General features: G+C 62.9%; 12 protein-coding genes. 4 read left to right on the top strand and 8 right to left on the bottom strand.

Annotated features, from left to right (window positions below; genetic code table 11):
- Positions 1 to 72 precede the first annotated feature (72 nt).
- The 3 genes from ACZYHG_RS21705 (at position 73) to rpmG (ending at position 2,125) form a co-directional block, all read left to right on the top strand.
- Positions 73 to 1,251, top strand: coding sequence for an MFS transporter (locus tag ACZYHG_RS21705; protein WP_464610313.1), 1,179 nt, complete (start codon positions 73 to 75; stop codon positions 1,249 to 1,251).
- Between the two features lie 93 nt (positions 1,252 to 1,344).
- Positions 1,345 to 1,803: a YqfO family protein gene (locus ACZYHG_RS21700; RefSeq protein ID WP_464610312.1), complete on the top strand. Its 459-nt coding sequence runs from the start codon at positions 1,345 to 1,347 to the stop codon at positions 1,801 to 1,803.
- Between the two features lie 154 nt (positions 1,804 to 1,957).
- Positions 1,958 to 2,125, top strand: coding sequence for a 50S ribosomal protein L33 (gene rpmG / locus ACZYHG_RS21695; RefSeq protein ID WP_006201775.1), 168 nt, complete (start codon positions 1,958 to 1,960; stop codon positions 2,123 to 2,125).
- Between the two features lie 105 nt (positions 2,126 to 2,230).
- On the opposite strand, the gene ACZYHG_RS21690 is transcribed toward rpmG, so the two are convergent.
- The 7 genes from ACZYHG_RS21690 to ACZYHG_RS21660 all read right to left on the bottom strand — a co-directional run bounded on the left by ACZYHG_RS21690 (position 2,231) and on the right by ACZYHG_RS21660 (position 9,355).
- A complete protein-coding gene (locus tag ACZYHG_RS21690) occupies positions 2,231 to 3,298 on the bottom strand; it encodes an ABC transporter ATP-binding protein (protein WP_464610311.1) in 1,068 nt (355 codons plus the stop codon).
- A gap of 4 nt (positions 3,299 to 3,302) precedes the next feature.
- Positions 3,303 to 4,151: a carbohydrate ABC transporter permease gene (locus tag ACZYHG_RS21685; RefSeq protein WP_027029187.1), complete on the bottom strand. Its 849-nt coding sequence runs from the start codon at positions 4,149 to 4,151 to the stop codon at positions 3,303 to 3,305.
- A complete protein-coding gene (locus ACZYHG_RS21680; RefSeq protein WP_464610310.1) occupies positions 4,151 to 5,077 on the bottom strand; it encodes a carbohydrate ABC transporter permease in 927 nt (308 codons plus the stop codon). The genes ACZYHG_RS21685 and ACZYHG_RS21680 overlap by 1 nt, the downstream gene beginning before the upstream one ends.
- Positions 5,078 to 5,296: 219 nt before the next feature.
- The gene (locus tag ACZYHG_RS21675) at positions 5,297 to 6,574 is read right to left on the bottom strand and encodes an ABC transporter substrate-binding protein (protein WP_464610309.1); all 1,278 of its coding nucleotides are present in this window, start codon (positions 6,572 to 6,574) and stop codon (positions 5,297 to 5,299) included.
- A gap of 29 nt (positions 6,575 to 6,603) precedes the next feature.
- Complete coding sequence (locus ACZYHG_RS21670) at positions 6,604 to 7,791, bottom strand: PLP-dependent transferase (protein WP_464610308.1); 1,188 nt, start codon at positions 7,789 to 7,791, stop codon at positions 6,604 to 6,606.
- On the bottom strand, positions 7,788 to 8,522 hold the full coding sequence (locus ACZYHG_RS21665; RefSeq protein WP_464610307.1) for a FadR/GntR family transcriptional regulator: 735 nt from the start codon (positions 8,520 to 8,522) through the stop codon (positions 7,788 to 7,790). Before ACZYHG_RS21665 ends, ACZYHG_RS21670 begins: the two co-directional genes overlap by 4 nt.
- 125 nt (positions 8,523 to 8,647) lie before the next feature.
- Complete coding sequence (locus ACZYHG_RS21660; protein WP_464610306.1) at positions 8,648 to 9,355, bottom strand: DJ-1/PfpI family protein; 708 nt, start codon at positions 9,353 to 9,355, stop codon at positions 8,648 to 8,650.
- 88 nt (positions 9,356 to 9,443) lie between these two features.
- On the opposite strand from ACZYHG_RS21660, the gene ACZYHG_RS21655 reads away from it, so the two are divergent.
- Positions 9,444 to 10,391, top strand: coding sequence for a GlxA family transcriptional regulator (locus tag ACZYHG_RS21655; RefSeq protein ID WP_464610305.1), 948 nt, complete (start codon positions 9,444 to 9,446; stop codon positions 10,389 to 10,391).
- Between the two features lie 42 nt (positions 10,392 to 10,433).
- Here ACZYHG_RS21655 and ACZYHG_RS21650 read toward each other — a convergent pair whose 3' ends face one another.
- Positions 10,434 to 11,930 (bottom strand): FAD-dependent monooxygenase, encoded by a 1,497-nt coding sequence (locus ACZYHG_RS21650; protein WP_464610304.1) that lies wholly within the window; start codon positions 11,928 to 11,930, stop codon positions 10,434 to 10,436.
- Positions 11,931 to 12,288 lie beyond the last annotated feature (358 nt).

Below are 12,288 nucleotides of genomic sequence, written 5' to 3'. Positions count from 1 at the left end.
TCCAGGAAAAGAGTGACGCGGTTTTCCGCCGGCAATTGCGTAAGATCAAACAGACAGAGTATTCAGCATCCCATGACGGTCGATACCCAACCACAGGGCGACGAACGCGTACACTGGCTGCCGATGGTGGCGGCGATCTCGTCGATCAGCGTCGTCGGCATCGCCATTGGCCTCGGCATGCCGGTGCTCAGCGTCATCCTGGAAACGCGCGGCCATTCGGCCTCGATGATCGGCCTCAACACGGCCGTCGCCGGCCTGGCCTCGATCGCCGGCGCACCGCTGGCGACCCCGCTCGCCATGCGCTTCGGCGTCGCCTGGACCATGGTCGCCATGATTGCCGCCGGCGTTCTGGCCTTTGTCGGCTTCCATTTCGCGCCCGATTTCTGGATGTGGTTCCCGCTGCGCATCGTCCTGCATATCGCGCTGACCGTGCTGTTCATCCTGTCGGAATTCTGGATCAGCACCTCGGCGCCGCCGCACCGACGCGGCCTTGTCCTTGGCATTTACGCCACCGTCCTGTCGCTCGGCTTCGCCGCCGGACCCTGGCTGTTTGCCCATCTCGGCAGTTCCGGCTTCAGGCCGTTCGGCGTCATCATCGGGCTGGTGACGCTGGCCGCGATACCGGTGCTGGCCGCGCGCAACGAAAGCCCGACCATTGTGGCCGATGGCGAAACCAGCAATTTCCTGCGCTACATCTGGCTGGTGCCGTCGGCGACCGCCGCCGTGCTGGTCTTCGGCGCGGTCGAAACCGGCGGTTTCGCGCTGTTCCCGATCTATGGCAACCGCATCGGCTATTCCGAAGCGGACGCGGCATTGCTGCTGACCATGATCGGTCTCGGCAACGTGCTGCTGCAGATCCCGATCGGCATGATCAGCGACCGCGTAAGCGATCGCCGCTATTTGTTGCTCGCCTGCGCCACCGTCGGCCTTGCCGGCACGATATTCATGCCCTTCTTTGCGTCGAACTGGCACTTGATGGCCGCCCTTCTGTTCGTCTGGGGCGGCGTGGTCGCGGCCATGTACACGATCGGCCTTGCCCATCTCGGCTCGCAGCTTTCCGGCCACGAACTGGCATCCGCCAACGCCGCCTTCGTGCTGTGTTACGGCGTCGGCATGGTGCTTGGTCCGCAGGCGATCGGCATCGGCATGGATGCGTTCGGGCCGTCCGGTTTCGGTTGGTCGCTCGGCCTGTTCTTCGCCGCCTATATGGCCCTGGTCGGGCTCAGGCTCGTCCGCAAGATTCTGCTTTGACCCTTCGACACAGAGACCGCTGCTGACAGAACCGTGTCAGGAGCGCTGGGTTAGAAGAGTGTCCCAAAAACATCGGAAGTTGAGGACACTCCCATGATCGACAGCGGTTTTGAAACGACATCCCTGCGAATGACGCTCCTGCTGCTTGTGACCTTCCAGGCCCCGGCTGCCGATATCGACCGCATCATGGACGCGGTGGTTGCGATCGCCCCGCTGGCCATGGGCAAATATGACCGCAATGCCTACCAGTCGGCACATGGCATCGAGCGCTACAGGCCGCTTGAAGGGGCAGCGGCAGGCGCCGAAACCGACTTGCGCCGCCGCCCGGGCACGGTCGAGGTTTCGTTCGAACTGCCTGACGACCAGGCGTTGGCGGGCCGTGTCGTCGAGGCGATTTTCCAGGCCCATTCCTACCAGGAGCCGGTGATCCGCATCCAGCCGATCCTCGCCAGCCGCTCCAAGGGGCTGGACGACCGCGCCAACCCGAATCGCTGGTGGAACACGACCGGAGACTGGAAGAAGGTTGCGGCGCATGAGGCGGAAACCGTCTAATTTATGCGTAATGCATAGCCCGGGCGGGCCGCATCAGGCCCACTGGGCTTGACTTTCCAGGCACGTTCTTTATGTGTCGCGCCAAGTTTCCCGCGTCCGGGTGTTTTCCCGTGCTCCAGCGGCCAAAACCCCACGAACATAACGGACTGAGATCATGGCCAAAGCCGCAAACATCAAGATCAAGCTTCTGTCGACCGCCGACACCGGTTTCTTCTACGTCACCAGCAAGAATAGCCGTACCAAGACCGACAAGCTGTCGTTCCGCAAGTACGATCCGGTCGCCAAGAAGCACGTCGAATTCAAGGAAACCAAGATCAAGTAATCTGGGGTTTCCCTCTGGAATGCCGAAACGCCGCCCACTGGGCGGTGTTTTAGTTTGCGAGGCAGAAGCTGCGGGCTGCGTTCTGGCAGCCCCGGCTGAATTTCGTCAGCCGATGCGATCGCCGCTTTTCGGGTCGAACAGATGCAGCGAGGCCGGATCAGCCGACAGCCGCACGATATCGCCAGGCTTCACGCCGGCACGGCCCATGGCAAAGACGCACAGCTGCTGATTGGCCAGTTTGACATAGAACTGCGTCGAAAGCCCAAGCGGCTCCACCACCCCCACCTCGCCCTGCAGGGCGCCGTCATCGGCCAGCCTTATATGCTCGGGCCGCAGACCGATGGTGATCGCGTCGCCATCCCCAAGCGGCAGGCCGTCCGGCAATTTCAGCGCCTGGCCGTCAGCCAGCACGGCTTCAGAAGTGGCACCCTTGCGAACCGTCGCCGGCAAAAAGTTCATGCCGGGGGAGCCGATGAAACCGGCCACGAACATGTTGGCCGGGCGGTCATAGAGATCGAGCGGCGCGCCGACCTGCTGGATCAGCCCGTCATGCATGACGACGATCCGGTCGGCCATGGTCATCGCCTCGATCTGGTCGTGGGTGACATAGACCGAGGTGGTCTTCAACTGCTGGTGCAGCGCCTTGATCTCGGCGCGCATATGCACGCGCAGCTTGGCGTCGAGGTTCGAAAGCGGCTCGTCGAACAAGAAGACCTTGGGATCGCGCACGATGGCGCGGCCCATGGCGACGCGCTGGCGCTGACCGCCGGATAGCTGGCGCGGTAGGCGCTGCAGGTACGTGTCCAGGCCCAGCCGCTTGGCCGCGCCGTCCACCCTGGCGTCGATCGTCGTCTTCTCCGCTTTCTTCAAAAGCAGGCTGAAGCCCATGTTTTTCGACACGTCCATATGCGGATAGAGCGCATAGGACTGGAACACCATCGCGATGTCGCGGTCCTTGGGTGCCACGTCATTGACCAACCGTTCGCCGATGCGGATCTCGCCGCCGGAGGCCTCCTCCAGCCCGGCTATCATGCGCAGCAGCGTCGATTTCCCGCAGCCGGACGGGCCAACCAGGACGACGAATTCGCCGTCGGCGATTTGAAGGTCGACCGCGTGCAGGACGCGGACCGCGCCATAATCCTTGCGGACCTTTTCGAGTGTGACAGAGGCCATTGGTCTATCCTTTGACGGCGCCGGCGGTCAGGCCGGTGACGAGATAGCGTTGCAGGAAAGCGAAGAAGATGCAGACCGGGATCAGCGCCAGGATCGACGCCGCCATCATCTGTCCCCAGTCGACGGCGAACTTGCCGATGAAGGTGAGCAGACCGACAGCAAAGGTCTTCTGGTCGTCGCTGGAAATCAGCATCAGGGCGAACAGAAGCTCGCTCCAGGCGGCGGTGAAGACGAAACCCAGCGTCGCCCCCATGCCGGGCAGTGTCAGCGGCACGATCACCTTGCGCATCGCCTGTGCACGCGTGCAACCGTCGATCATCGCCGCCTCTTCCAGATCCTTCGGGATGCCATCGAAGAAGGACTGCATCAGGAAGGTCGCGAAGGCAGTGTTGAAGGCGGTGTAGATGATGATCAGCCCGGTCAGGCTGTTGATCAGGCCGATCTCCCCCATCACCCGGTAGATCGGCGGAATGACCATCACCAGCGGGAACGTCTGGGTCAAAAGCAGCATCAGAGCCAGCGTCGCCTTGCCGCGAAAGGTGAAGCGCGACATGGCATAGCCGGCGAGCGTGGCGATGACCGTCACCAGGGCCGCCGTCGAAACAGAGACGATGACGCTGTTGAGGAAATAGCGTGGGAAATCGGTGGCTTCGAGCACGGTGACGAAATTCTGCAACGTCATGTGCGACGGCCAAAGCGTGACGCCTTCTGAGTAAAGCAGCCGCTCCGGCGTGACCGAGATCTTCAGGGTCCAGTAGATCGGAAACAGGGCGAAGATCAGGTAGACACCGATTGCCGCGTAGAGGCCGATGCCACCGAAGAAGCGTTGCGAGGCTGAGCGTCCTGCGATCATCAGACGTGCCTCACCAGGGAGCGGCGGATGGCGATCAGAGCAATCGCATAGACAATCAGCAGCGCGAGCAGCAGCACGGCCACCGCCGAGGCATAGCCCTTATCCAGCGATTTGAAGGCGCTGACATAGATGTAGACCGGCACCGTGTTGGTCGAGCCGGCCGGCCCGCCCTCGGTCATGACGAAGATCAGGTCGGCGAAGGTGGCGATCCAGATGGTGCGCAGCATCACCGTGATGGCGATGGTCGGGGCCAGGAACGGTAGCGTCACCTTGGTAAAGCGCTGCCAGGGCGAAGCGCCGTCGATCGCGGCCGCCTCATGCAGTTCGGACGGGATAGACTTCAGCGCCGCCAGAAGCGTGATGGCGAAGAACGGAATGCCGAACCAGACATTGGCGATGATCGGCCCCCACATCGCTGTGGCCGGATCGGACAGGATGCTGGTGGTCGGGTCGGCTCTGAGCCCCACGGCGAATAGCCAGTGCGGCAGCGGGCCGACGATCGGGTTGAACAGCCACGCCCAGGTCAGCCCCGACAGGAAGGATGGCACCGCCCAGGGCAGGAACACCAGTGCCTGCACCGCCTTGCGGCCCCAGAACGGCTTGTCGAGCAGCAGCGCCAGCCCAAGGCCGAGGAAGAACTGGAAGAACAGGCTGGCGACCGTCCACCACAGCGTGTTGATCAGCGCCTGCCCCAGCACCTGATCCGAAAACATCGCCTGATATTGGCCGAGCCCGACATATTCCGACTTGAAGGCCGAGAATTTGCGGAAGGAGTAGCTGATGCCGATGACCAGCGGCACCAATAGCACCACGACCAGCAGGATGATCGCCGGGCTGAGATAGAGCCAGGGCTCGATGGCGGCATGCGACAGCCGCTTGCGGCGCGGCTGGCCTGCGGATCGTATTTCGGACACGGCGTAGGTCATTGCTGAGGATCGGCTCCGTGGCGTCGGGGATAGCGTCCTTCTCCCGGTTCACGGGGAGAAGATGCCGGTCCACCCTCCGAAGTGGCAACGGAGCTGCTGCGGAGGACGGGCAGGCAGATGAGGGGCAGCGCGAACCTATCGAGGCATGGCGCGGCCCCTCATCTGTCACTTCGTGACACCCTCTCCCCGTGAACGGGGAGAGGGAAAGGGGCGCTGCGCTTACTTCTTGTTCTTGGCCAGCCAGTCCTGCTGTTCCTTGGTCAGGAATGCAGCCCATTGGTCGGCGACGTCCTTGGCCGTCTTCTGGCCAAGCAGCACTTCCTGGAAATTCTTGATCGCCACCTGGTCGACGAAATTGCCGAGATTTTCCAGATGCGTCGGCGGCGTCACCATTTCATATTTCGAGCTGTCGCTGAGCTCGGTGAACCAGCCCTTGAACTGCTCGGTCTTGAAATGGGGATCCTGGTCGGCGCCATTGTGGATCGGGACGACGCCGACTTCCTTGGCCCATTCCAGATTGTCCTTGGGCGAGAGCAGCGTCGACATCAGCTTCCAGGCATCGTCCTTGTGCTGCGAGTTGGCGAACATCGCCCAACCGGCATAGCCGAGCGTCGGATAGGACTTGCCGCTCGGACCAACCGGCAACGGCGCCACCGCGAAGTCGTCGGCGCTCATCTTGTCGGCGATGCCGAGCAATGCGTCCGGATCCTGGTTGAGCATGGCGCAGGTGCCGGAATAGAAGCCGGTCACGGTCTCGTTGAAACCCCAGCTTACGGCATCCTTCGGCGCAAGGCCGTTTTTGTACATGTCGGCCAGCATCTGCAGGCCCTTGATCGATCCCTCGTCATTGATGGTCGAGGTGCCATCCTCGTTGAAGTAGCCGCCCTTGCCGGCGGCAATGTTCATGAACATGTGCATGCCGTTGAAGGCGCCTGGTCCGCCGCGCAGGCAGTAGCCGTACTTGCCTGGAATGGCCGAGATCTTCTTGGAGTCGGCGATGAACTCGTCGAGCGTTGCCGGCGGGCCGTCGAGGCCGGCTTGCTTGAACAGTTTCTTGTTCCAGAACAGCGCGTTCACATAGTAGCCATAGGGGATCATGAACTGGGTGTTGTTGACGGTCGAGCCGAACTGCTTGGCGCGGTCGCCCAGCGTCTTGGCGTCATCCCATTTGGCCATGTAGGGACCGAGATCCTCGAGCTGGGCGTTGTTGGCATAGAGACCCATCCAGCGTTCCGGCATCTCGACAACGTCGGGCGTATCGCCGGCCTGCACCATGGTCAGGAACTTTTCGAAGGCCTGGCCCCAGGGCAGCGAGATCAGCTCGACCTTGACGCCGGGATTGGCGGCTTCGAAATCGGCGATCTGCTTCTTCAAGAATTCGGTGCGCGGCGGGCTGGTGATGACTTCGACCATTTTCAGGGTCGAATCGGCCAGCGCGCTCCCGGCGGAAATCGCCAGCCCCGCAACGGTGGCAAGCATGACGGTCAGTTTTTTCATGTTCAAGACTCCCATTTTGAACCCGCTTGTTATTTTCTGGCTTTTTCGAAGGCCTGGGCCACATCGGCCCAGAGGTCTTCGACACTCTCCAATCCGACATTGAAGCGGATGGTTCGGGGGCTGACGCCGAAGCGCGCCATCGAATTCAGTCCCGGCGTCTGCTCCAGCGACGCCTTGGCCGGCACGACCAGGCTCTCATGACCGCCCCAGCTTACGCCGATGCGGAAATAGTTCAGTGCGTCGACGAAGACGGGTATGTCGATATCGTCCGTCACTTCGAAGGAGAACAGCCCGGCATAACCGGCCAGTGTCGCCTTGCCAGGATGGTTCGAATAGGCGGGATGGTTGACCCGCTCGACACTGGCATGCGCCTTCAGCCGCTCGGCGATGACAAGCCCGCTCTTCATGTGGTGCGGCAGGCGCAGCGGCAGCGTGCGCAGGCCGCGCAGCAGCAGCCAGGCCTCGAAAGGCGACAGCTTGCCGCCGAGATAGGAATAGGTCTGCTCGTTGATATGCTTGATGTGGGCGGCCGAGCCCGCAACCACACCGGCGACCGTGTCGCTGTGGCCGCCGAGATATTTCGAGGCCGAATGCAGCACCAGGTCGACGCCATGCGAAATCGGCTTCTGGAACACCGGCGTTGCCCAGGAATTGTCGATCGTGGTGATGATGCCCTGCTCTTTCGCCAGCCGGGTCAGATGCGGCAGGTCCTGCAGCTCGAACATCATCGAAGTCGGGCTTTCCAGATAGAGTAGCTTGGCGCCGGGAAGAGCCGCGGCCACCGCATCCGGGTCGGAACCGTCGACATAGTCGACCTTGATGTTGAGCCGCGGCAAAAGCCGCTCGAACAGGCGGTAGGCATCGCCGTAGCAATTGCGCACCGCAACGATGCGCTCGCCTGCCCGGACAAAAGCAAGCACCGTGGCGCTGATTGCCGCCATGCCGCTGGAAAAGCCGCGCGCGGCCTCGGCGCCCTCCAGCGCGGCGACGCGCGCCTCGAACTCCATCACCGTCGGATTGTCGCCGCGCGAATAGATCGGCTGCTTTCGTTTGCCGGCAAAAGTGTCGGCCATCTCGGCATAATTGGCGAAGGTGAACAGCGAGGTCTGATAGATCGGCGGCACCACCGCGCCGCCGGGGAACGGTTCGTCATGCGCCAAAAGCGTTGCCGCCTCGGCGAGATAATCGTGGTCGAAACCTGAGGGATGCTCGTTCATGTCTGGCTCGAAAGTTTGAGTTTAGCGGCACCGCGCTTCAGGTCGTCCTCGACGGTGGCGATCAGCTTGAGCGCCTCGGCGCGGGCGCCTTGCGGGTCACGCGCCGCGATGCATTCATAGATCGTGCGGTGATAGGGAAAGCTGGCGTGGCCGAAGTCGCGCACGCCGAGCGGATGCTCCCAGAAGCGGTGGAACAGCTCGTGCATGGCGGCGATGATCTGTTCGAACAGCGGATTGCCGGAGACGCGGTAGATCGCCTGATGGAACTCCCAGTCCTCTTCCGACGACATGCCGTCGCGGGTGCGAAAAGCCTGCTCCATGATGTCGAGCTTGCGCTCGATCTCGGCGATATCGGCCGGGCTGGCGCGTTCGGCGCAAAGCGCGGCCGCCTCCGCCTCCAGCGCGCGGCGGATCTCCAGCGTCTGCATCAGGCTGGTGAAATCATTGCCGCCCGCCAGGGTCAGCGGCATGTGCAGCATGTCGGGTGACACGGCCGCCTTGAGATAGGTGCCGCTGCCTTGCCGGCGCTCGACGAGGCCGAGCCCTTCCCAGCGCGTCAGCGCCTCGCGCACCGTGTTGCGGCTGACCTTCAGCCGCTCCGCCAGGATACGCTCTGTTGGCAGTCGCTCGCCAGGCTGTAGGGCCTCGGCGCGAACAAAGCCCACCAACGCCTTCAGCACGGCGTCATCGCGCGCCGTCGTCTGAATGGGTGGCAGGCTGTTCTGATCCACAAATCCTCCCCGAAAGCAGAAGTGGTGCAATGGCCCAACCAATTCTGCATAGACGGAGAAACGTGTCAACAGCCGAAACGAGGACGGGCCGAACGGCACGCCATGGCGCCGTTCGGCCCGTCAGTTCAAGCTTGGCTTCGCGCCGGCGTGACGGCTGCGCGAGTGGCGCGCCAGCGCGCGAACATGTCCTCGCGAACCCGCCTAGAACCCGCGAGCCGCTTCTTTGCTTCCGCCAGCACGGAAGGCGAAGCCTGTGCGGGCGTGCCCGACTGGAACGGAGGAGCCGGGGCATATTCCAGCGAGAGCTGCACCGTTTCGGCCTCGGCCTGACCGAGAAGCCTGGCGACCAAGGCGAGACCGAAATCGATCCCCGAGGTGACGCCGCCGGCGGTTATCAGGTTTCCGTCCTCGACAATTCGCTCATCGACTGGAATGGCGCCGAACTCGGCAAGGAAATCATGCGCATACCAATGCGTCGTCGCCCGCTTGCCTTTGAGCAGGCCGGCGGCACCGAGCACCAGGGCGCCGCTGCATACCGAGGTGACATAGCGTGCCTGCGCAGCGCGCTCCCGAACGAAATCGAGCACGGCATGGTCCTCCAGCAGCACGTTGACGCCGCCGCCACCCGGAATACACAGCACATCGAGAGGCGGGCAATCGTCGAAGGTCGCCGTTGGGCTGAGCGACAGCCGCGTCGACGACATCACCGGATTGCGATCCTTCCAGATCAATTCTAACTCGGCGCCCTTTGCCGATGCCAGGACTTCATAAGGGCCGGTGAGGTCGAGTTGCTGGACATTGGGGAAGACGAGGATGCCGAAACGAAGCGTCATGGAACTCTCCATAGGTTGACTTCAGCCAATCTAAGGCATCATGGTTTGGCACGATCGCCAATCACCCCTCGTTTCAAGCCAAATCGCCATGCGCCGTATCGAAATTCTTGCTTATCCCGATATCCAGCTACTCGATGTCAGCGGACCGCTTCAGGTGTTCGCCAGCGCCAACGACTTCAAAACTCAGGCCGGCGAACCAGCTCCCTACGAGGTCGCGGTCGTCGCCGCCTCGCCGCAGATCAGGACCTCGGCCGGTCTCGTGCTGGAGACAGCGGCGCTGCCGATGCACGGGCTGGAGATCGACACGCTGATCGTGCCTGGCGGATGGGGCGTCAACGCGGCCTGCGAAAACCTCGAACTCGTCCAATGGATAATCGGCCGCTCGCACGACGCCACGCGAACGGCTTCCGTGTGCAGTGGTGCCATGCTTCTGGCGATGGCAGGCCTGCTCCACGGCAAGCGTGCGGTTACCCACTGGGGACGCTGCGCCGAGTTCGCGAAACGCTTTCCGGCGGTCCGCCTCGAACCCGATCCGATCTTCATCCGTGACGGCAATGTCTGGACGTCGGCAGGCGTGACGGCGGGCATAGATCTCGCCCTTTCCTTCGTCGAGGCCGACCTTGGCCGGCGCGTGGCGCTTGCGGTGGCGCGCGAGCTGGTGGTCTTCCTGAAACGCCCCGGTGGCCAGGCGCAGTTCAGCCAGACGCTCAAGCTGCAGCAAGGCGACGAACGCTTCGACCGGCTGCATGGCTGGATCCAGGACAATCTGGACGGAGACCTTTCACTACCGACCCTGGCCGAGCGCGCCAATATGAGCCCGCGCAGTTTCTCCAGGCACTATCGGGTGGCAACGGGCCGCACACCTGCGCGCGCGATCGAGCAGATCCGGATCGAGGCGGCGCGACGGATGCTGGAACGGGGCCAGGCCGTGAACCAGACGGCCCGCCGCTGCGGCTTCGGATCGGAAGAGACGATGCGGCGCGGCTTTCTACGCGTCCTCGGCACAAACCCGCGCGATTATCGCGAACGCTTCTGACGCAAAGGTTCGCGGCACCCATTCCTGGTCTGAAGCGTGTCGCTAACGCGCGGCGGGCGGCCCGAACCAGGTGGTCATCGGGTCAGCCAGCCCCTGCTGGGCTCCAACCCCGACCCAAGCCACATATCCATCAGGTCGGATCAAGACGGCTTCGGGCGCAGCGATCGTCCCGAGGATCGGGAGCTCCCAAACACCGGCGTACAAAGCGTCGATCTGCCGGACCCGATCCGCCCAAGGCGCAATGTCCAGCCTGCCAGGCTCACCAATGTTGAGAAGCACCGGCCGCGCATCATGCAACAAGCTGAAGACCCGCAAAGGCCCTTTTGCGGTGACCAGATCGAGATCGGGCATGCGCCGCCCAAGCAGGGGGTGCCCCTCGCCCAGGTCATAGTGAACGCCCAGACCGGACATCTCCGCGGCAATCCGCCTGCGGGGCTCGTCCAGGCCAAGCAGCTCGGTAACGGTGTCGCCCAAAGCCTTGGTACGATCATCGGTGCGACGAAGAGCGACCTGCGCCATCGTGTTGCGCAACACTCGGGCGGCGACCGGATGACGCTCCGTGTGATAGCTGTCGAGCAGGCTTTCCGGTGAGGTCCGCTTGACCACCTGGGCCAGCTTCCATCCCAGATTTACCGCGTCCTGCACGCCGATGTTGAGCCCCTGCCCGCCCATCGGAGGATGGATATGCGCGGCGTCGCCAGCCAGCAAGACGCGCCTGTCGCGGTAAGCGGCGGCCTGCCGTGTCATGTCGGTGAACCGGGAGAGCCAAGTCGGGCTGTGGACCCCGTAATCGGTGCCGTAGACAGCGACAAGCGCCTCGCTGAGATCGCGCAGCGTCGGTTCGCCGCCGATGGTCAGTTGCCTCTCGGTCAGCACGACACCCACCCGGTCGCCTTCCTCGAACTTGCCTATCGCATGAATTCCGTAGGCGTCGCTGCGAAAGCCCAATACCGGTTCCTGCGCCATCTCGACCTCGGCGATCATCCAGCTCATCGTCGGGTCCCATCCGGGGAACTCGATGCCCGCCACCTTGCGGATTGTGCTGCGTCCGCCGTCGCAGCCGACGAGGTACTGCGCCCTCAACCGTCGGCCAACGGACAGTTCCACGTCGACACTACTATCATCCTGGGCAAAACCCGTGACTTCTTCTCCGCGATAGATCGGCACCCCCAACTCATTGATCCAGTCAGCCATTATCCGCTCGATATGGTTTTGCCGCAGCGCCAGGAGATAGTTGTGCCGGCTGGGAAAGTCGCTGATGTCCAAACGGATCATATGGAAGCCAACGGTCGGGAAGCGCTGTCCCTGCGAGAGAAACCGGTCGGCAATTCCGCGCTGGTCGAGAACCTCGATGGTGCGGGCGTGCAGGCCACCCGCGCGCAAGCCGATGAGGTCCTGGTCAGGACGCCGCTCGACAATGGCGACATCGACGCCGGCTAACGCGAGCTCGCCTGCGAGCATCAATCCCGTCGGACCGCCCCCGGCGATCACCACCGCATGATCCCGACGCAATTCATCTGCTGGCGACACAATACCCATTCTCGTCATTCCCGTTTCCGCTGGCTTGGGGCCGCGGTTTTACGGGAACAACCGGGTCTTGCCGCAAGCCCCCTGTGCGCCATATGTATGGAATGGAGAGATAGCCGCGCTTCTTCCCCTTTTAAGTACCGCAATAAAAGTCACTGCGTTGCGAGGCGGCAGCGTATGTGCCGTCGAAGCCGTCACAATCCAGAAGCGCTATTTGGATTTTCGCACACAAAAAAGCCCCGGCACTTCCGGGGCTTGGTGCGGAATCCTGATGTCTCGTGGACAAAAGGGGGCCGGTCGGCGTTTGGCAGCGGTACGAGGAGGCCACTATGTGCCAGCGCCGGCCGGCCGACCCCACGGACCCAGGAGA

The organism is Mesorhizobium subarcticum, from assembly GCF_055456085.1.
Note: the sequence above shows the minus strand (reverse complement) of the source record. Positions and strands in the feature narration are given on the sequence as shown.